The following is a 20,012-nucleotide window of genomic DNA, read 5'->3' on the forward strand; positions in this document are numbered from 1 at the left end:
ATCTCCTCGGCGACCATCTCCTCGGCGACCTGTTTCACCGACCGGTTCGTGGACAAAACAAGCCGCACAGCGTCCTCACGGAAAGCGGCATCGTATTTTCTTCTGGGCGTGGTCATCTGAAGTGAAGCTCCCATCAAGCTGTCTCACAAAACCATACGACCGCATAGAACATCCGGTGGAAAGCGGCAGGATGTGAGAGAAGATCGGGTGGAAAGCGGCAGGATGTGAGAGAGCGTTGCTTAGGCGGCCGCTGCGCGGCTCTTCACAAACGCCTGGACGCAAGCTTCGACGTCTTCACTGCTGTGCGCGGCCGAAAGCTGGACGCGGATGCGGGCCGCTCCCTTCGGCACCACGGGGTAGCTGAAGGCGGTGACGAACACGCCGTGACCAAGCATCTCGTCAGCAACCTTTGCGGCTATTACGGCGTCACCGAACATCACGGGAATGATGGCGTGCTCGCCCTCGAGGAGCTCGAAGCCTTCCTCGCTCATGCGGCGGCGGAACAGGGCTGCGTTTTCGAAGAGGCGGGTGCGGAGTTCGCCGGATTCCTGTACGAGTTCGATCGCCTTGATGGTGGCGGCCACGATGGCAGGCGCCAGGGAGTTGGAGAAGAGGTAGGGTCGGGCCTTCTGGCGCAGCATCGCGACGATTTCACCGCGGCCTGAAACGTACCCGCCGGATGCCCCACCCAGGGCCTTGCCGAACGTGCCGGTGTAGATGTCCACGCGCTCCGAAACACCGGCGTGCTCAGGAGTACCGGCACCCCTGGATCCCATGAAGCCGACGGCGTGGGAGTCGTCCACCATCACCAGGGCATCGTGCTTCTCGGCGAGGTCGCAGATGGCTTCAAGCGGGGCAAGGTAGCCGTCCATGGAGAACACGCCATCGGTGACGATGATCTTGCGGCGGGAGCCCTCGGCCTCAACGAGCTTGGCCTCAAGGTCAGCCATGTCCTGGTTGGCGTAGCGGAAGCGCTTGGCCTTGCTCAGGCGGATGCCGTCGATGATGGATGCGTGGTTGAGGGAGTCCGAGATGATGGCGTCTTCCGGGCCGAAGAGGGACTCGAACACCCCGCCATTGGCGTCGAAGCAGCTGGAGAACAGAATCGTGTCTTCGGTGCCCAAAAAGGCCGAGACGCGGGCCTCGAGCTCCAGGTGAAGATCCTGGGTGCCGCAAATGAAGCGCACAGAAGCCATGCCAAAGCCGCGCTCGTCCATCGCGGCCTTGGCTGCGGAAATGATGTCCGGGTGGTCGGCAAGGCCGAGGTAGTTGTTGGCGCAGAAGTTCAGCACAGTGTTGGCTGGCTGGCCGAGTTGGCCTGCGGCGATGTGGCTGGCCTGCGGGGAATCGATGTGGCGTTCGGTCTTGAAGAGGCCGGCGCTGCGGATCTCGTCGAGTTCGCCTTGGAGTTGGTCTTTGATGGCTGAGTACATGGTGTGCTCCTGAATACGTCGGGAAAGGTTCGGTGGCGGAAGCGGGGTTACAGTTCGGTCCAGTCGAGGACCACTTTGCCGCCGGTTCCGGCGCGGGCGATGTCGAAGCCCTTCTCCCAGTCGGCCGCGGACAGCTTGTCGGTGACCACTGCGGAGATGTTCCGGTGCAGCACAGGGTTGGAAGAAAGCATGGCGCTCATCGCGTACCAGGTCTCGAACATTTCGCGGCCATAGATGCCCTTGAGCGTGAGCATGTGGGTGACCACCTTGCCCCAGTCGATGTCGATGGACTGGCTGGGAAGTCCCAGCATGGCGATCCGCCCGCCGTGGTTCATGTTGTCGATCATCTCAGGCAGCGCCGTGGGGTGTCCGGACATTTCCAGGCCGATGTCGAATCCTTCGCGCATACCCAGCTCCCGCTGTGCGTCGCGGACGCGCATTTTGGAAACGTCGACGGCGAGGTCCACGCCCATCTGTCGGGCCAGTTCCAGCCGGGGAGCGGAGACGTCAGTGATGGCGATCTTGCGGGCGCCAGCGTGGCGGGCGACGGCAATGGCCATCAGCCCGATGGGTCCCGCGCCGGTGATGAGGACGTCTTCGCCCACCAAGGGAAAGCTGAGGGCCGTGTGGACGGCATTGCCGAAGGGATCGAAGATGGCACCGAGTTCCGGCGTGACGGATTCGTCGTGGTGGACCCAGACGTTGGTTTCCGGGATGACCACATATTCGGCGAACGCGCCATCGCGCTGCACTCCCACGGAGACGGTGTGAATGCACATCTGCCGACGCCCGGCACGGCAGTTGCGGCAGATTCCGCAGACCACGTGGCCTTCGCCGGAGACCCGGTCTCCTACTTTCACATCGCGGACGTCCTCGCCGACTTCCACTACTTCACCGTAGAACTCGTGGCCGGCGATGAGCGGCGTTTCGATGATGCTTTGGGCCCAGGCATCCCAGCTCTGGATGTGGAGATCGGTACCGCAGATGCCCGTGGTCATGACACGGACCTTGACGTCGCTTGGTCCCGCTTCGGGCTCGGGACGGTCAACGAGTTCGAACCCTGCGTGTGGTCCGGATTTGTAGAGAGCCTTCATGGGATTCCTCACTGCTGGGGCTGCTTGGCTGCTGCTGACTCCATTAGAGCGCCGCTAACGATTTAGCACAACTAGATTCTTCTCAATCAACGATTTAGGATTTGCTAATGGAAATCCATCAGTTGCAGATGCTCCGTGAACTCGGCGACCTGGGCAGTGTTAAAGCTGTGGCCGAGACTCTTATGGTCACCCCATCTGCGGTTTCGCAACAGCTCGCACTCCTGCAGAAATCAGTGGACGTTCCACTGACACGCAAGGAAGGGCGCGCCCTGGTGCTTACCGACGCCGGAAAGGTCCTCGCCGAGGCCGGTGCCGCCGTCGTGAACGCCATGGCGGATGCGCGCGCAGCAATTGGTGCGTATCACGACGCTCCCGACGCGCCTGTCAGTGTCAGCGCCTTCCACAGCGCGGGGCAGGCGCTGTTTGCGCCGTTGGCAGCGTTGTTGGCGTCCGACGGCGGGAAGTCGCCCAGGCTGCGACTCTCGGATGAGGATGTGGCCCAGGAAGATTTCCCGGGCTTGGTTGCCCGCTACGACCTCGTGCTGGCACACAGGATGGATAACAGCCCGCCATGGCCTGGGGACAAAGTGGCCGTGATCCCGTTGGCCGACGAACCCTTGGACGTCGCCCTGCCTGCGGACCACCCGCTGGCATCCCGGCGCGAACTGAAGCCGTCCGACGTCGTGGGTGAAACCTGGGTGACCAGCCGCGATGGCTACTCCCCCGCGGACGTGCTCGCCGCCGTCGTCGCCGTGAGTGGACGGCCCGCCGAAGTGCTGCACCGCATCAACGACTACTCAACTGTTGCCGCGCTTGTCGCGGCGGGCGGCGCGATCGGACTCCTGCCAAGGTTCACTGCGCGGCGCGTCCTGGATGCCGGCGTTGTGCTGCGGCCTCTTTCCGGCGTGAACTCGGTGCGCAAGATCGACATCCTCGCCCGGCCGGAAACGCTGAAACGGAAATCGGTCATGACGGTTTGCGAGTCACTTCAAACCGTCATGACCGAACTTATCGAGCTATCCAGCCCCCGCTAGCCAAGTAGCTAGCCACGGGCCAAGGCGGGTTGTCCGGCGTCGAAGTACGCCACGAGCCCGGCGGGCAGGGCAGGGACTTCCCGCGCGCAGCCGTCGCCGCGCAACGATTCGGTGGCTAGGATACCGGCCACCACGGCTTGCCGGGCAGCCACGGGACTTGTTTGCGTTTGGCCGCCTTGGGAGGCGAAGCGCAGGAACTCCTCGATGAGACGAGGGTCTGCACCCCCATGGCCTCCGTCACCGTCCTGGATTGTGTGCACCTCGTCTGGTGCCGCGTAGCCGGAAGTCCGGCTGGTCCAGACGTTGATTGTGTTCCCGGGGCCGTCGCCGAAGTTCTCGATTCTGCCCTTGGTGCCGATGATGGTGTAGTTGCGCCAGTAGTCGGGTGTGAAGTGGCACTGCTGGTAGGAGGCCAGCACGCCGTTGTCCAGGACCATGTTCATCATGGAAATGTCCTCGACGTCGATCACCTCAGCCAGGCCTTTCTGCTCCGTGGGCGGCCAATTGTCCACCGAGTACCATTCGCCCATGCGCTTGCCCGCGTTGTTGCTGCGGTTGGTGACATCGCCATAGACCGCGAGATCACCGACGGCGGCAACCCGCTTGGTGTACCCGCCGGCCAGCCAGTGGATCACGTCGATGTCGTGCGCCCCTTTTTGGAGGAGCAGGGAGGTGACATTGGCGCGCTGGGCATGCCAGTCCTTGAAGTAGTAGTCCCCGCCATCGCCGACAAAGTGCCGGCACCAGATGGCCTTGACCTCGCCGATCTTGCCCTCCTGAATGATTTGGCGCATCTGTACTACAACCGGCATGTGCCGCATATTGTGCCCAACGTACAAGCGCGTTCCGGTCTCATAGGCCGTCTTCAAGATCAGGTCCGCTGCCTCCACGGTGATATCCAGCGGCTTCTCACAGAAGGTCGCAATGCCGGCCTTGAGCGTACGGACCGCGACGGCGGCATGCTGGTTATCGGGGGTTAACACCAGGACGGCGTCAAGGTCGCTGGCGAGCACTTCCTCGAGGTCGCTGGTGATACGGGCCGAGGGGATGCTCGCCGCGGCGTCCGCCCGTCCCCTCTCGCTCACGTCACAGACGATGGTGACTTCAGAGCCGTTACCCGGTTTATGGGCGTGTCTCCACAGCCCGGAGCGCAGGCCGAAACCCACGATACCGACCTTCAAATCCTTTTCCATGAGGTGCACTTTCCTTCTGCTGGTTCGTTAGTAAAGTCTGGTTGCGGAGCTGCGGTGAGGTGCCGATTCACGGACGAACAGGTGCCATGGGAAGTCCAGGACCGCAGGCCCGCCCTTGGCCTCCGGGGCAGCGGGTGACGTGGCCCGCTGCAAGAGAAGCCGGGCCACTTTGCCGAAGAAATCCACGGGGCCCACCGTGCTGAGCGAAGGCGACATCCGCTCCCCCTCCACTGTGTTGCCCACACCAATGATGTCCACGTCCACACCGACGGCGAGCCCAAGCCGTTGGGCCGCATTGATGGCTGCGACGGCGGCGAAGTCCGTGGTGGCGTAGATGGCAGTAGGCCGCTCCGGCAGGCTGAGCAGCCGCGTTGTGGCAGCATACGCACCGGCGGACGTGCCATCGAAGAGGCCCACATAATCCTCGTTTTCAGGGATGCCGGCTTCCACCAGGGCCTCTGAGTAGGCCCGGTAGCGGGTGCCGCCAGAGGCGCCTGCAGCCGTGGCCGGGGTGAGGCAAGCGATCCTCCGATGGCCGTGGAGTAGGTGCTCCACGGCCATGCGGCAACCCGGGCCCGCAATGGACCTGATGACGTCGAAGCCCTCCGGTTCAAGCTCTTCGTCAAAAACCACGAGCGTGGTCCCATGCTCCGCGAGCTTCCGAAGGGCGCCCCGTTGCTCAGGGCGGACTGCGTCCACGAACACAGCGTCGGCGTTATGAGTGCCCAGGACCTTCACCCAGTCGGCGTCGCCGAGGATCATCGGCGTAATTCCGAACGGAGCTGCCGCCTTTTGCACCGCCTCGATGACGGATAACGACCAAGGATCGGACAGCATTGTCAATGACAGGATGACGGTGTTCGTCTGCCCTGTCCGGATAGCACGGGCAGCCTGGTTGGGGCGGTAGCCAAGCCGCTCCGCAACTGCCTTGACCTTCTCCGCCGTCGGGTCCGAAACTCCCGGTCCCGCATCACCCCGGCGACCCGACAACACATAGGAAACCGTGGCCGTGGAAACACCCGCGAGTTCGGCCACCATGCGGATGGTGGGCCGGACGCCTGTGTTACTCGCTTTTGCCATGATTTCCCCTGCTTGTTGGTGTTTCTTCTGGTTTTTTGAGGCTAGCTCCTGAACACGGGAGCTTCGGGATCCAACGCGGCCTGGTATTCGTCGCGCATCTTCTCACCACCTTCGCTCTTCCAGCGCTTGACCGCGTCCTTGAGTTCATCGATCTTGGCCCGGCCCGTGATGATGTCCACCACCTTGTCGCGGAGCTGTTTGGTGATCTTCGCCCCCACCTTGGCGTTCGTATCGGAGTAGGAACCATTGGTGGGGTTGCGCCATGCGAGCTCCAGCAGCTTCTCTTCCTGCTGGCTGACATAGCGGGTGTCGTCGTCGAATCCCGGATTGAAGAGGACGTTTTCGGGGCTGGACATGATGTTCAACGCCGATACCAAACCGGGCGCATTGGTGGTCCCAGTCTCCGTACGGACCGGGTTGCCCGAACCATCCAGGGTGTAATCCTGGCCGAGCTCGCCGAAGTTCTTCTGCATGTACTCCACCGTGCCGAACGGTGCCGACAGGTAGTTGATCAGGGCCAGAAGCTCGCGGATCTTGCCTTCCTCAGCCTTCTTGAACGGCGTGAAGCCCACCGTGCCATAGCCCATGTCGTAGGTTGGCTTGACCTTCCCGTCGGCGCTGAAAGGAATGAGGATGTCGAACTTCGCGGTCTTGTTCAATGCCCGGTAGCTGCGGAGGTCATGGGGACCCACCACCACCTGTGCCGCAACACTGCCATTGGCAACGCGGGAACGAATGTCCGTGGCCTTGGAATCCGGGTAGAAAACGCCGGCTGCGAACATCCTGGCGGTGAACTCCACGCCGGCCATGTACTCGTCGGTTTCGTACAAATGCGTCAGCGTACGGTCCTTGTTGACCGCCCAGCTGTTCGGGGCGCCAAACCACTCGGTAACCATGTGCAGGGCATTGATATAGGCGGGCTCAAGGGCATACTTCTGATCGCCAGGACGCGTCAGTTCCTTGGCCTTGTCCAGGAACTCGTCCGCGCTGGCAGCCTCGAAACCACCTACTTGTGCCCATACGTCGTGATTGCCCAGGTACACCTGGCCGAACGGGGTGCTCGGAATGGGTGCTCCCCAGATCTTGCCGTTCACGACGGCGGTCTTCCAGGAATCGGGCTTCAGCGCGGCAAGGTTGGGGTACTCGAGCACTGCATCACCGGAGAGGTAGGGCGTCAGGTCCTGGAACTTCGCCTCGAGCATGGGGCCAACATTGGGAATCCCCTGGTTCGGCGGCACCCACATCATGTCCGGCAGTTCATTGCTGGCCAGGACAGTGGCGAACTTGGCCGGATAACCATCGCCGATGTCCTCGGCGATCTGCAGTTCCAGGTCGCCTCCGAGTTTGGCGTTGAGGCGCTGCCAGAAGGGGTTGTCCTTCAGGCCGGGACTCATGGTCTCGAAGGTTTCCGTCAGGCCGGTCACCTTGCCCTTAAGCGGCGGAGTCTTCACGGACTGCACGGCGGTGGGCAGTTTGAAGTAGCCGGCCTGCAGGCCTTTGGCGTTACCGGCAAGATCCGGACTCACTCCGGTGAATTCCTTGTAGGTGGGCAGCTTGACCGAAGCGGAGGCAGCTGCGCCTCCACTGCTCGCAGCTCCACCACCCCCGCACGCAGAGAGGCCGACGGCGGTGACGGTCAGGCCTGCGAGGCCAAGGAAGCCGCGACGGCTGAATCCAGCCTGTCCTGAGGTAGTGCTCGTCATGGCATAACCCTTTCTGGTTATTTACTGGTAGTTGATGCTGTTCTTAGTGGTCAGGGATGCCGCGTCAACGGCTAGCCCTTCACTGCGCCGGTGATGACTCCCTTGGCAAAGTGCTTTTGAAGGAACGGGTAAACCATCAGGATGGGAACCAGCGCCACCACCACTACAGCCATCTGGATGGATTGCGGCGGAGGTGTGGTGGTGATTCCCAACTGGTCTGCCGCTCCGCTGCCCTGGACTACGAAGTTACGGAGCAGCAACTGGATGGGCCATTTGCTGTGGTCATTGATGTAGAGCAGTGCGTTGAAGAACGAGTTCCAGAAACCAACGGCATAGAACAAACCGACGACGGCGATGACGGCCTTCGACAGCGGCATGACGATCCGCCACAGGATCTGCCAGTCGTTGGCACCATCGATCCGGGCGCTTTCGATCAGTTCACCCGGGATGTTCATGAAGAAGGAGCGCATCACCACGAAGTTGAAGGCGCCGAATATACCCGGGAGGATCAGCGACCACAGCGAGTCCAGCAGCCCGAGCTGACGAATCATGAGGAAGGACGGGATGAGGCCCGGCGCGAACAAGAGTGTGAACAACACGGCGAGTACCACAGGACGGCCGAAGAGGACTGATCGGCTGGTGGCGTACGCCATGGTGATCGTGACGAACAGCGCAAGAAGGGTGCCCACGGCGGTGATGACCATGCTGACCCCGAGGGACTGCAGAACCATGGGACCTTTGAAGATGGTCGCGTAGGCCTCCAAGGTGGGCCGCTCCGGCCAAAGCACGAATCCGCCTGCCTGTACGAGTTGTTCCGTGTCCGCCAGGGACGTGGACACCACGAGGAGCAGCGGCGTCAGGATGGACAGGCTGAAAAGGACGAGGACGACGGCTTTTACCGTCTGGTAGAGAGGAGAAGGGCGTTCCTTCCATACGGGTCGTTTGGGGTTGTAGCTCAATTCCCGCGGTTTCCTCGTGAAAAGTGTTGTTGCCATGGGTTTCTCCTTGTGCAGCAGCTTGTGCAGCAGCCGCGTGGGCTCAGCGTGCTTGCTTTGCAAAAATTCCGTCTTCGCCAAAGCGGTGGGCAAGTTTGTTGGCGCCGTAGATCAGCAGGGCACTGACCACACCCTTCGCCAGCCCGGCCGCGGCACCTGAACTCCAGCCGCCACCGACCACGCCGGTGTAGTAGGTAAAGGTGTCCAGCACTTCCGCCGCCCCTGCACCCACGGCGTCGCGTTGGAGGATGAACTGCTCAAAACCGACGGAAAGTATGTCGCCAATGCGCAGGATCAGGAGGAGCACGATCACGGGCCTTAGCCCAGGCAAGGTGATGTGCCACATCCGGCGCCAACGTCCCGCACCGTCAGCAGCGGCTGCTTCATACAGCGAGGCATCGATACTTGCCAGGGCGGCGAGGAAGATGATCATGGCCCAGCCGGCATCCTTCCAGATCATCTGGACGACCACCATGACGGGGAAGGTTTCCGGATTGGTCATGAACGGAATTGGATCCATGCCCATATCGCGAAGCAGGTTGTTGACGAAGCCCGCACCGCCCAACATCTGCTGGAAGAATGCGATCACCAGGACCCAGGACAAGAAGTGCGGCAGATAGGCGATGCTCTGGAAAATCCTCCGGATCCGTGTGCTGATCAGTGAGTCCACAATCAGTGCGAGCACCAGCGGCACCGGGAAAAGGAAAACCAGCTGCCACGCCGCAAGGTAGAGCGTGTTCCAGAATGCATGGATGAAGTCGGGGTTGCCGAACAGGTCCACGAAGTTCTGCCAGCCAACAAAGAGGCTGTCCCCGATGCCGAGGTAGGGCTGGTAGTCCTGGAACGCGATGACGTTGCCCAGGATCGGGATGTAGAAGAAGAGCAGCAGGAAAGCAACACCCGGGAGCATCATCAGGAGCATCTGCTGATCCCGCCTCAGCCTTGACCGGAAGCTTTGCTGGGGCCCCCTGTTGCCCTTGCGCCTCCCCATGCCGGATTTTCCGGGCAATGCCTCCGGGACGCGGCGCGCTTCCGGCAAAGCCGGAGCTTGTTGCGTCGTCGAGTTCATACTGTCTCCTCAGTGCTGGGCCAGAGTCATCAATGGTGCCGGGAGAGTGTGATTCAAAACACGCTCGTTAACCGTTTAACAAACCATAAGCGACCACCTTCACGTTTGCAAGATCATGATTGAAACTGACGATAGAAATCAGCTTTGATCATTGTTGGGGCTGTGGCCGGTCCCACTAAGATTGATGGAGAACCGCAGAGGAAAGGTTGAATATGGCAGACTGCTGCAGCCCTGGCGCCGGCGCCCGGGAACATTCGAAGCCGGGGCTGACGCTCCCCCTGCGTGCGGTGGGCGAACATCGGAACCCGACGGCCGGCGTCGTACGTTCCGGCAAGGATGCCGCGACGGCGGGTAATGGAGACGTCGAGATCCCGTCCGGGACCTTCGCCATGGGCGATCCTTTCGGCGAAGGCTACGACGGCGACGGCGAGACGCCAGTCCACGAAGTGTCCGTTTCCGGATTCACCATCAGCGCCACCACGGTCACCAACACGGAGTTCGCGGCATTCGTGGATGCCACGGGGCACCGTACGGAATCTGAAGAGTTCGGGACCTCGGCAGTGTTCCATCTGGCAGTCAAGGCCGAGCCGCACGACATCCTGAACAGGGTGAACAACGTCCCTTGGTGGCTCAATGTCCGCGGCGCAGACTGGGCCCGCCCGGCCGGGCCCCTCTCCCATTGGACGGACATCCCGGACCATCCAGTGACGCACGTGTCCTTCAACGACGCCTTAGCCTACTGTGCGTGGGCGGGCCGACGACTGCCCACCGAAGCGGAATGGGAGTATGCAGCCCGCGGCGGTGCGGCCGGGCAGCGCTATCCATGGGGCAACGAACTTCACGATGACAGCGCGGAAGGCAACGCCCGGCACAACTGCAACATCTGGCAGGGCGAGTTCCCGGTACGCAACGACGTCGAGGACGGCTACCTCACCACAGCGCCAGCCAGGTCATTCGCCCCCAACGGGTATGGGCTGTACCAGACCAGCGGCAACGTGTGGGAGTGGTGCAGCGATTGGTTCCTGCCCAAGTACTACAAAGCATGCCTGGCCGCCGGAACCGTAGATGACCCACCAGGCCCAACGATTGGGCGCGGAAGGGTCATGCGCGGCGGCTCATACCTTTGCCATGACTCCTACTGCAACCGTTACCGGCTGGCCGCGCGGAGTTCCAACACGCCTGACTCGGCAAGCGCCAACCTCGGATTCAGGACCGTAGCGCTCTAAGATTCCCGGGTCAGCCAAGGATCCCCGTCAGTTGATGATTTCGCCACGTTCATCAGCAAGAATTGCCGCCAGCCGTTCCTTCCACGCTCGCAGCGCCTCGGGCTCCAGCCGTGTCCAATCGGTGACTTCTCCGAGGACCCTGAGTGGGGCCGTGCTGCGGTATGACCGGGTGGGGTTCCCAGGGAATTTCTTGTCAGTCACGTTGGGATCGTCCTCGAATGGCCCGGTCGGCTCGACTGCGTAAACGCGCGGAGCCCCGTCGCCGGCCGCGAGTTCGGCAGCCAGCCCTGCGCCATCCCGCAGAGCAGTGAAGTAGATGTGGTTCATCACGACCTCGGGCCGGTAGTTCGACCTGAAGCCCGCGCTCAGGAGATCACCTTCCCGAAGGTTGGCCTTTGTGCCATGAAAGAACGGACCCTCGTCCAACGGTTGATTCACAGTTATACCCTAATCGCATGACGCCGACCGACTGGTTACGTTCTGTCGTTGGCGGCGGCCAACTGTTCCAGGGCAGCCCTTGCTTCAGTTTCCGCCTCTCCTGAGGGCACCGACTCCGGCTTCCGCGCCCACAGCCCCTTTGTGAGGAGATGGGTCTGCTCGATGTGGACCAGACCTGCGTCATATTTCCGGAGGTTATCGTAGGTCTTCCGCATCTCCCCACGGTCAGCGATCAGCCCGCGAGCAACCGCGCTGCCAAGTATCCATGCGGAGTCGATGACTTTGATACCGAACTGGGTGGCCAGCTTTTGTCCCCGATGTTCGTCAATAACTACGTACACATCCTCGCCCCGATCCTTGCGGACCATGGCGTGAGCGATGACCAGGATTTCGCCTAGGTCCTTACTGTTCGTGAGGCGTTCGGCCAGCGGTGTGCCGGATAGTTTCTTGACGGCATCCGATAGGGCTTGGGCATCATCAGAAGACACCGATGAGTCAAGGATTCCGACGTGCTCATGTTCGGTCAGTAACCGCCAGTTGCTTACTGTTCCGGGCGGGAAATCCCGTCGGTTAGAGCCGCGCTTGCCGACCTCATCATCCACAACATCCGGGACGTGGAGCTGGTTTGAGCCACGTTGCAGGACCGCGACCAGTAGGGCCTGCTTGGAAGCCGCGCAGAAAGTGATGCACGGTCCTGCGTCCAGAATCGTTATCTGTGTGGGCATGGGTCAGGCCGGTCCGAAGGCGTCCAGATCGGCCCATGCCACTTCGATAGTTTCAGGCCTGATCCCTGATTCTTCGAGCTCCTGGAGCTGACGTTCGGGATCCACCCCACTAAGTGCTGCAAGGCCCTGCACGGAGATCAGATTCCGGATGTAGGCCTCGGTGGCGTTTTCGATGAGCCGCTGCGGTGGCCGGGGTGTCTGACTTTCTGCAGCCATGGCCCGATAGTCACCGATCCACCCGAATCGCAGCGCCAGTCCTTTGGCAGTTTCACCCCACCAATCCGTCTTTTGCGCAGTTGCGATCCATCCACAGGCCTGCATTTGGATCAGGGCAATGGCAGGCGACACTTGGAAGTGGTGTACGACCGAGGAAACGTGGCGAAGGGTTAACTGGCCTGGAACGGCACGCAAGTCTTCAAGGAATGCTACAACGCCCTGAAGAGGAGCCAGTAGGTGTCTGGCAAAGGTGTCAGCGCGCATTTCTTGGGGCGTCCGCTCAGACGGGTCATGCCGCAAGCCGGCTTCGTAGTCTGCAAAAACGATGTGACCGAGTTCGTGTCCGAGTGATGATCGCTGGCGCTCGGGAACAGAAGTGGTGGCCACTCCAATCACCGTCTTTGCGCGCACAGGGTCCGTCGCCACCATGCCGTCCATCCCCTCGGGCATGTCCAGGATTGCAACGTCGGCTCCGGGTGAGACAAGGCCGATAAGCCCGTGGAGATCAGCGATTGGCCCGCTGCCCAACCCATGCTGGTCACGGATCTTCCTCGCCGCGAGATAGGCCGGCCGCTCGCTGTGGCCGACGCTTGCAGGAATGGATTCCTTTTCCGCCATTACGCGCCGATGCCGTGCATGGCTAGGTAGGCGTCCATTTCCAGGAATTGTGTCAGCCGCGCCTTGACAGCCGCAGCGTCGGCAGTGGATGTGCTGGCACGGCTTGCTACCAGCACCCGGTCCCGGACCGGCGTCTCGTCCAGAATCGCTTCCACCGGGCAGCCTAGAGCCCAGGCAATGGAGATGATCTCGTCCATGCGGGCAACACGATTACCGGACTCGATACGCTGCAGCGTGCTCTGGGAAATCCCAGTGAGACCTTCAAGATCGCGCTGACTGAGGTCCGTCTCAAGCCGCCGGCGAGCTATCCTCTCCCCGACATTTACTCTCACACTAATCCCCGACCTTGAATCAATATTTAAAAACTTGATTCAAGCATAGCTGATTTTGGTCTTGACCAACACGGCGGCGCGGGCCAGGTGGCACTGGAGGCGGTGCCCACTCCGCGGTCAAAGCCCCTTGTGTCCGTGCCCCCTGAGACCATGCCCCTTGAGGACAGCTGGAAGCTCACCGGCCACAATGCGCTGTGCCGTCACAGTGTCGCCGTCCTTGGTCCCTGCTATCCGTACGGTGTCGCCGGACTTGAGATCCGCCGCGGTAGCCGAAGGTAGCGTGGGCTTACCCTTGCCATTGCGCAGTTCCGAGAGGTCGGTGGGCATGCGTGAGATGCTGGTCCCGGAGTTGATTGCGTAGCTCTGCGTGAAGCCATCCTCGCTCTTGACGGTAATGGCGGAATCACTCACGGACTCGATCTTGCCGGTCTGTGTGACCACAGTGCGGAAGGTGCCGTCCTGCTCTTTCACAATGTGCTCGCCATGGATCCCCTGTGCCCGCCCCTCAGCGCGCTTGGCGCCGTCAGATGCCGAGGGACTTACTGAGGCAGTAGCGCTCGACGGCGATGGGCTGGGCTGAGTGCCTGCCCACACTGCGGCAGCCCCGCCGCCGGTCAGGGCGACGGCAACGCCGCTGGCGATAAGGGCCTTGCGAAGGCCTGGTGTCATGGTGGCCATGTATCCATTCTGCGCCCCTTACAGAAAAAAGTAGCTCGCAGTTGCGGTTGTTCTGAGCTCTCAAAACAACCACAACTGCGAGCTACTTGGGCAATTCGCCGCCGAATTTAGCCTTCGACGCCGAGCTTCTCCAGGATGAGCTCGCGAACGCGGTTGGCATCAGCCTGGCCACGCGTTGCCTTCATGACACCGCCCACAATCGCGCCGATGGCCTGGACCTTGCCGCMACGGATCTTCTCCGCGACGTCAGGCTGTGCCGCGAGGGCGGCGTCGATGGCTTCCAGCAGCGGACCGTCGTCGGAAACCACCGCGAGGCCGCGCTTTTCAACGATCTCGGCCGGTGTACCTTCGCCGGCAAGAACGCCGTCCAGGACCTGCGTAGCCATCTTGTTGTTGATCTTGCCGTCCTCGACCAGCTTGTTCAGCTCGACGATGACCTGCGGTGTGACACCGAGAGCGGAAGGATCGACGTCGGCGACCTTGGCGCGGCCAACAATCTCACCCATCCACCATTTCCGGGCAACATCTGCGCTGGCACCGGCTGCGATGGTTTCTTCGATGGAGTCCATGACGCCGGCGTTGACCACATCGCGGAACTCCAGATCCGAGTAGCCCCAGGCTTCCTTGAGCCGCTTGCGGCGTTCGGCCGGCGGCTCCGGAAGGGTGGCGCGAAGCTCCTCCACCCACTCACGGGAGGCGACGACGGGAACCAGGTCCGGCTCGGGGAAGTAGCGGTAATCGTCGGCGTCGGACTTGGCGCGGCCCGACGTCGTCGAACGCGTGTCCTCGTGCCAGTGGCGCGTCTCCTGGATCACTGGTTGGCCGGAGTCCAGGACCGCAGCGTGGCGCTGGATCTCGTAACGAACGGCGTGCTCGACGGCGCGCAGCGAGTTTACGTTCTTCGTCTCCGAGCGGATGCCGAAGCGTTCCTGGCCGTGCGGGCGCAGGGAAACGTTGGCGTCGCAGCGGACGTTGCCGCGTTCCATCTTGGCGTCCGAAACACCAAGGTTCTTCACGATTTCGCGGACCGCGGCAACGTAGGCCTTGGCCAGCTCCGGGGCGCGGCTTCCGGCACCCTGGATCGGCTTGGTGACGATTTCCACCAACGGAACACCCGAACGGTTGTAGTCCACCAGCGAGTAGTCGGCGCCTTGGATGCGGCCCGCGGAACCACCCATGTGGGTGAGCTTTCCGGCGTCCTCTTCCATGTGGGCACGCTCGATCTCAACGCGGAAGATCGTGCCGTCCTCAAGCTCGATGTCGAGGTAACCGTCGTAGGCGATGGGCTCGTCATACTGCGAGGTCTGGAAGTTCTTCGGGGTGTCCGGGTAGAAGTAGTTCTTCCGGGCGAAACGGCAGTACTCGGCGATCTTGCAGTTCAGGGCAAGGCCGATCTTGATGGAGGACTCCACAGCCGTCTTGTTCAGCACCGGGAGGACGCCGGGCATGCCGAGATCCACCTCGTTGACGTTGGTGTTCGGCTCATCGCCGAAGACGTTCGGTGCGGAGGAGAACATCTTGGTCTTGGTGTTGAGCTCCACGTGGACCTCGAAACCCAGAACAGGATCGTACTTCTCCATGGCCTCTTCGAAGCTCAGGGTTGCGACGACGGACATTAGTTTGAACCTCCGGCGGAGTTGGATGCGGCACCGAGAGCGGGTGTCTTCAATTCAGGAGCCTGCGCAAGGAGCGGGCCGCCCCACTTTTCTTCCAGGATCGACTCCAGCACAGCACCGACGCGGTACAGGCGGGCATCCTGGCGGGCAGGGGCCAGGAGTTGCACGCCAACGGGCAAGCCGTCCTCGTCAGCCAGGCCACCGGGCAGCGACAAGCCCGGGATACCAGCCATATTGGCGGGAATGGTGGCGACGTCGTTCAGGTACATTGCCAGGGGATCGTTCGCTTTCTCCCCCAGTTTGAACGCTGTGGTGGGAGCCGTAGGCGAAATGAGGACATCCGCCTTCGAGAACGCGGCGTCGAAGTCGCGCTGAATGAGCGTGCGGACCTTTTGCGCCGAACCGTAGTAGGCGTCGTAATAACCAGCGCTCAGGGCGTAGGTGCCCAGGATGATGCGGCGCTTGACCTCATCACCAAAGCCAGCGGCACGGGTTGCACCCATGACACGCTCGATGGTCATCGGGGCGTCCTTGGGCAGGGCGCGCAAGCCATACCGAACGCCGTCGAACTTGGCCAGGTTGCTGGACGCCTCGGACGGCATGATCAGGTAGTAAGCGCCCAGGGCGTACTTCAGGTTGGGGCAGGAAACCTCAACAATTTCCGCACCTGCATCCTTCAGCAGCTGAAGGGACTCGTTGAAACGGTTCTCGACGCCGGCCTGGTAGCCCTCGCCGTGCAGCTCCTTGATGATGCCGATCTTCATGCCAGCAACATTGCCCACGCGGGCAGCAGCAGCCAGGTTGTCGAACGGATCAGTCAGGGACGTGGAATCGAACGGATCATGGCCGCCGATGACTTCCTGCAACAGAGCCGCGTCCAGCACCGTGCGGGACACCGGGCCAATCTGGTCCAGGGAGGATGCCATGGCAATCGCGCCGTAGCGGGAAACTGCACCATACGTGGGCTTGACGCCGACGGTTCCGGTGACAGCACCGGGCTGGCGGATCGATCCACCGGTGTCCGTACCCAGCGCCAGTGGCGCTTCAAAAGCAGCGACGGCGGCAGCCGAGCCACCGCCTGAACCACCAGGAATGCGGTCCAGATCCCAAGGGTTGCGGGTGGGCCCGTACGCCGAATGCTCCGTGGAGGAACCCATGGCGAACTCGTCAAGGTTGGTCTTGCCAAGGATGGGCATCTTGGCCGCGCGCAGCTTCTTCACCACGGTGGCGTCATAGGGGCTGTGCCAGCCCTCAAGGATCTTCGAGCCAGCCGTCGTCGGCTGGCCAATCGTCACGATCAAGTCCTTCACCGCGATCGGCACACCAGCCAGGGCATGAAGTTCCCCGGCAGCGGCGCCACCAGCGGCACGCGCGGCGTCAACCTCGGCCGCGACAGCCAAGGCTTCCTCCGTATTAACGTGCAGGAACGCATTAATCTGGCCGTCCACGTCAGCAATACGGTCAAGGTGCGCCTGCGTCACTTCAACAGCGGAAACCTCGCGGGCAGCAAGCTTCGCAGCAAGATCGGCAGCGGAGTGGCGAATGAGTTCGTTCTTAAGCTCAGTCATGGTAATTAGTCCTCATCCAGGATTGCCGGGACCTTGAAACGGTTCTCGTAAGCATCCGGAGCGCCGGACAATGCCTGCTCAGCCGTAAACGTGTGGCCCACGACGTCCTCACGGAACACGTTGGTCAACGGAATCGGGTGGGACGTGGCCGGGACATCCTCCCCGGCGGCTTCGCTGACGGACTTCACCGAATCCACGATGACGGCAAGCTCAACCGCCATCCTGTCCAGCTCTTCGGCACTCATTTCAATGTGAGCCAGACGCGCAAGATGCGCGACGTCGTCACGGTTGATCGCAGCCATGGATCTCCCCTGCAAAGTTCAAATGGTTTTCCGAACCAGTCTACTTGGCCACGCACGGCCTTCAGTGCCGGTGCAGGTGCTGCGCGTTCAGCTCGTCCAGTTCCGCATCAGTGAGCTCATCGAAGCCACGCGCCTCGCGTTTGTCGCTCCGGGAAAACCTGATGAACATGAGGATGATGAGTGGCAGGTCAACGATTTCACAGACAAACCACAATGCGTCCCCAGCCAGTTGCTGGTCACGGAGCGGATCAGGGAACCAGCCAAGCATGGCCTGGGTGCTCATCACATGGTCAAGAACCTGTCCGTTGAGGCGCAGGAGGATGCCGGGCACAGCGTCGACCAGGAGTTCGATGAAAACAAACACGAACTCCAGCGTGATGTACACGCTGGAGCGCTGGAAGTCCGCTTCTTCGATAATGGGCAGCGCCATGAGGAGGCCAAGCAACGGAATGGTGATCGTCAGGAGTGTTTCAGCCAAGGGATCAGCACGCAAGGTGTAGAACGCCGGCGTGAGGAAGGTGGAGAACAGCGCCAGCCCCAGCAGCGGCGCTGCCAGCGAATTGCTGAAGAAACGGACTAAACGGTGAGCCAGTACCCTGTTGAGCACCTCGATACCGTCAGGAGGCAGGGCAACGCGGGCAAGCGTGATGGGCCGGCCCAGACCCATCAGGAGCGGAACCACAAACAGGAGCAAGGCAACCTTGATGGTGAAAGCCCATCGGAGGTCCGCACTGTAGACACCAGTGAATCCGCAAGTGAGGACCGCCATGGATCCCAGGCCCAGGAGGTAGAAAGCTACGGCCCGCCACAGCGGCCACTGATGCCCGTTCTTTGCGGCAGCCTTGATACCAAGGCCATAGAGCACGCCTAAGGCGGTGATCATAGCGAGGGCTGCCCAGTCGATCCGCCAGGCACTGAGAACTAGTTCAAGGGGTGGCACCCGCCAATGATATGCCGGTCTCCTGATAAGGGACGTTCGCAGGATCGGTCAATACCTCCCAAAAGGATCAGCCTGCCGGGCAACTAACCCGGCAGGCTGATCATTCATTGTGCTGCTTCCGGTTACCCCGGGCGCTTTGTGCGATCAGCCGATGCCGATGGCTCCGGTCAGGACTCCGACTGCCAGCATGACGATCGAAATGACTGCAGTGCGCCAGAGGACCTTCTTGTGGTGGTCGCCCAGGTCTACCTTTGCCAGGGACACGAGCAGCAGGATCGCGGGAACCAGGGGGCTCTGGAGGTGGAACGGCTGGCCGGTGATGGAAGCGCGGGCCATGTCCGCTGCGCCAACGCCATAGTGGGCTGCGGTTTCGCTGAGGACCGGCAGTGCGCCGAAGTAGAACGCGTCGTTGCTCATGAAGAAGGTCATCGGGATGCTCAACACACCGGTGATGACTGCCATGAATGGGCCCATGTCCGCGGGGATGATCTGGACGAGCCACTCGGACATTGCCTTGACCATGCCGGTGCCGTTGAGGACACCGGTGAGGACTGCAGCCGCCATGACCATGCTGACGACGGCGACGATTGACGGTGCGTGGGCGATCAGCTGGGCGCCCTGGTCCTTGACCTTGGGGAAGTTGACCAGCAGTGCGATAGCCGCGCCCACCATAAAGACGAACGGGAGCGGGACGATGTTCGCTACCAGGGTGACCATGACGGCGACCGTGAGCCCAAGGTTGAACCAGAACAGTTTGGGCCGGAGCGTGGCGCGGTTGGGATCCAATGCAGTATCAGCCATGGCGGTGTCGTGGTCGTCCACCAGCTCTTCAGTACGTTCAAGAACTGCGACGCCGGCCCCTCCGCCGGTTACCGGCTTGGGTGCGGTGCGGCCAAAGCTGAAGCGGCCCTTGCTGAAGCCTGAACCACCAGCACCAGTGGCGGCCGAACCGCCGCGGCCATTGCCGCCGTCGAACGCGTCGGAAGGATTGGCGACGTCGCCCCAGATTTCGGGAGCGGTGGTGCGGAGGCGGTTACGTTCCTGCAGGCCGAGCAGCCAGGAGAAGACGAGCACGACGATGAGGCCAACGATGAGGGACGGGACCATGGGGACGAAGACGTCGTTGACATCCAGCTTCAGCGCGGTAGCGGCACGGGCTGTGGGTCCACCCCACGGCAGGATGTTCATGGTGCCGTTGGCAAGACCCGCCACGCAGGTGAGGACCACGGGGCTCATCTTCAGGCGCAGGTAGACCGGCAGCATGGCGGCGGTGGTGAGGATGAAGGTGGTTGAGCCGTCACCGTCCAGGGAGACTGCCGCGGCGAGGATAGCTGTGCCCAGGACTACCTTGGCGGGATCATTGCCGAGCTTGCGCAGAATGAACTTCACCAGGGGGTCGAACAGCCCGACGTCGATCATCAGGCCGAAGTAGATGATGGCGAACATGAGGAGCGCGGCCGTGGAGGTCATGGACTTCATCGAGTCCATGACCATGGGGCCTATGCCCAAGCCGGCCCCCGCGAAGAGACCAAAGATGGTGGGGACGATGATCAGCGCCAAGACGGGCGTCAACTTTTTGGTCATGATCAGGACCATGAATACCGCAATCATTGCGAATCCAAGCAAAACCAGCACGGCCGGCTCCTTACTACTGTGAATGGCACCACTTCGGTGTGATGCGCACTACAGACGTTATAGTGGCGCCCGTCACGGGCTGGGGTTTCCGGGAATTGTTGGGAATACTGATCATTG

At 61.8% G+C, this 20,012-nt stretch carries 20 protein-coding genes; 2 read left to right on the forward strand and 18 right to left on the reverse strand.

The window, feature by feature from the left end; translation table 11 throughout:
- The 3 genes from AB4Y87_RS21610 to tdh form a co-directional block, all read right to left on the reverse strand.
- A partial coding sequence (locus AB4Y87_RS21610) for a transposase (protein WP_442006358.1) occupies positions 1-134 on the reverse strand: 134 nt, incomplete at its 3' end.
- Between the two features lie 105 nt (positions 135-239).
- The gene (locus AB4Y87_RS21615; protein WP_442006310.1) at positions 240-1,433 is read right to left on the reverse strand and encodes a glycine C-acetyltransferase; all 1,194 of its coding nucleotides are present in this window, start codon (positions 1,431-1,433) and stop codon (positions 240-242) included.
- 47 nt (positions 1,434-1,480) lie between these two features.
- Positions 1,481-2,527 carry an L-threonine 3-dehydrogenase gene (gene tdh / locus AB4Y87_RS21620; protein ID WP_442006311.1) on the reverse strand — a complete coding sequence of 349 codons (1,047 nt, stop codon included), beginning with the start codon at positions 2,525-2,527 and terminating at the stop codon, positions 1,481-1,483.
- Positions 2,528-2,634: 107 nt separating this feature from the next.
- Here tdh and AB4Y87_RS21625 point away from each other — a divergent pair, with 107 nt between their 5' ends.
- Positions 2,635-3,561 carry a LysR family transcriptional regulator gene (locus AB4Y87_RS21625; RefSeq protein ID WP_442006312.1) on the forward strand — a complete coding sequence of 309 codons (927 nt, stop codon included), beginning with the start codon at positions 2,635-2,637 and terminating at the stop codon, positions 3,559-3,561.
- Between the two features lie 8 nt (positions 3,562-3,569).
- Here AB4Y87_RS21625 and AB4Y87_RS21630 read toward each other — a convergent pair whose 3' ends face one another.
- The 5 genes from AB4Y87_RS21630 to AB4Y87_RS21650 all read right to left on the reverse strand — a co-directional run bounded on the left by AB4Y87_RS21630 (position 3,570) and on the right by AB4Y87_RS21650 (position 9,601).
- A complete protein-coding gene (locus AB4Y87_RS21630) occupies positions 3,570-4,754 on the reverse strand; it encodes a Gfo/Idh/MocA family protein (RefSeq protein WP_442006313.1) in 1,185 nt (394 codons plus the stop codon).
- A gap of 27 nt (positions 4,755-4,781) precedes the next feature.
- Positions 4,782-5,834: a LacI family DNA-binding transcriptional regulator gene (locus AB4Y87_RS21635; RefSeq protein ID WP_442006314.1), complete on the reverse strand. Its 1,053-nt coding sequence runs from the start codon at positions 5,832-5,834 to the stop codon at positions 4,782-4,784.
- Between the two features lie 41 nt (positions 5,835-5,875).
- Positions 5,876-7,537: a sugar ABC transporter substrate-binding protein gene (locus AB4Y87_RS21640; protein WP_442006315.1), complete on the reverse strand. Its 1,662-nt coding sequence runs from the start codon at positions 7,535-7,537 to the stop codon at positions 5,876-5,878.
- A 71-nt stretch (positions 7,538-7,608) separates the two neighbouring features.
- Entirely contained in the window at positions 7,609-8,532 is a 924-nt protein-coding gene (locus tag AB4Y87_RS21645; protein ID WP_442006316.1) for a carbohydrate ABC transporter permease, read from the reverse strand.
- Positions 8,533-8,575: 43 nt separating this feature from the next.
- Complete coding sequence (locus AB4Y87_RS21650) at positions 8,576-9,601, reverse strand: ABC transporter permease (protein ID WP_442006317.1); 1,026 nt, start codon at positions 9,599-9,601, stop codon at positions 8,576-8,578.
- 212 nt (positions 9,602-9,813) lie between these two features.
- On the opposite strand from AB4Y87_RS21650, the gene AB4Y87_RS21655 reads away from it, so the two are divergent.
- Complete coding sequence (locus AB4Y87_RS21655; RefSeq protein ID WP_442006318.1) at positions 9,814-10,827, forward strand: formylglycine-generating enzyme family protein; 1,014 nt, start codon at positions 9,814-9,816, stop codon at positions 10,825-10,827.
- Between the two features lie 27 nt (positions 10,828-10,854).
- Here AB4Y87_RS21655 and arr read toward each other — a convergent pair whose 3' ends face one another.
- From arr to AB4Y87_RS21705, 10 genes are all read right to left on the reverse strand, one after another.
- Complete coding sequence (gene arr, locus AB4Y87_RS21660; protein ID WP_442006319.1) at positions 10,855-11,265, reverse strand: NAD(+)--rifampin ADP-ribosyltransferase; 411 nt, start codon at positions 11,263-11,265, stop codon at positions 10,855-10,857.
- 35 nt (positions 11,266-11,300) lie between these two features.
- Complete coding sequence (locus tag AB4Y87_RS21665) at positions 11,301-11,990, reverse strand: hypothetical protein (protein WP_442006320.1); 690 nt, start codon at positions 11,988-11,990, stop codon at positions 11,301-11,303.
- Between the two features lie 3 nt (positions 11,991-11,993).
- Entirely contained in the window at positions 11,994-12,824 is an 831-nt protein-coding gene (locus tag AB4Y87_RS21670; RefSeq protein ID WP_442006321.1) for an ImmA/IrrE family metallo-endopeptidase, read from the reverse strand.
- Complete coding sequence (locus AB4Y87_RS21675; protein ID WP_442006322.1) at positions 12,824-13,156, reverse strand: helix-turn-helix domain-containing protein; 333 nt, start codon at positions 13,154-13,156, stop codon at positions 12,824-12,826. Before AB4Y87_RS21675 ends, AB4Y87_RS21670 begins: the two co-directional genes overlap by 1 nt.
- Positions 13,157-13,273: 117 nt before the next feature.
- Positions 13,274-13,834: a DUF5666 domain-containing protein gene (locus tag AB4Y87_RS21680; RefSeq protein WP_442006323.1), complete on the reverse strand. Its 561-nt coding sequence runs from the start codon at positions 13,832-13,834 to the stop codon at positions 13,274-13,276.
- Positions 13,835-13,941: 107 nt separating this feature from the next.
- A complete protein-coding gene (gatB, locus tag AB4Y87_RS21685; RefSeq protein ID WP_442006324.1) occupies positions 13,942-15,450 on the reverse strand; it encodes an Asp-tRNA(Asn)/Glu-tRNA(Gln) amidotransferase subunit GatB in 1,509 nt (502 codons plus the stop codon).
- A complete protein-coding gene (gatA, locus tag AB4Y87_RS21690) occupies positions 15,450-17,018 on the reverse strand; it encodes an Asp-tRNA(Asn)/Glu-tRNA(Gln) amidotransferase subunit GatA (protein WP_442006325.1) in 1,569 nt (522 codons plus the stop codon). The genes gatB and gatA overlap by 1 nt, the downstream gene beginning before the upstream one ends.
- A gap of 5 nt (positions 17,019-17,023) precedes the next feature.
- The gene (gene gatC, locus AB4Y87_RS21695) at positions 17,024-17,320 is read right to left on the reverse strand and encodes an Asp-tRNA(Asn)/Glu-tRNA(Gln) amidotransferase subunit GatC (protein WP_017199363.1); all 297 of its coding nucleotides are present in this window, start codon (positions 17,318-17,320) and stop codon (positions 17,024-17,026) included.
- Between the two features lie 61 nt (positions 17,321-17,381).
- Positions 17,382-18,260 (reverse strand): cytochrome c oxidase assembly protein, encoded by an 879-nt coding sequence (locus AB4Y87_RS21700; protein ID WP_442006326.1) that lies wholly within the window; start codon positions 18,258-18,260, stop codon positions 17,382-17,384.
- A gap of 144 nt (positions 18,261-18,404) precedes the next feature.
- Positions 18,405-19,895: a CitMHS family transporter gene (locus AB4Y87_RS21705; protein WP_442006327.1), complete on the reverse strand. Its 1,491-nt coding sequence runs from the start codon at positions 19,893-19,895 to the stop codon at positions 18,405-18,407.
- Between the last annotated feature and the right edge of the window lie 117 nt (positions 19,896-20,012).

Origin of the sequence: Paenarthrobacter sp. RAF54_2 (genome assembly GCF_052113945.1) — a bacterium.
Taxonomy (GTDB): Bacteria; Actinomycetota; Actinomycetes; order Actinomycetales; family Micrococcaceae; genus Arthrobacter.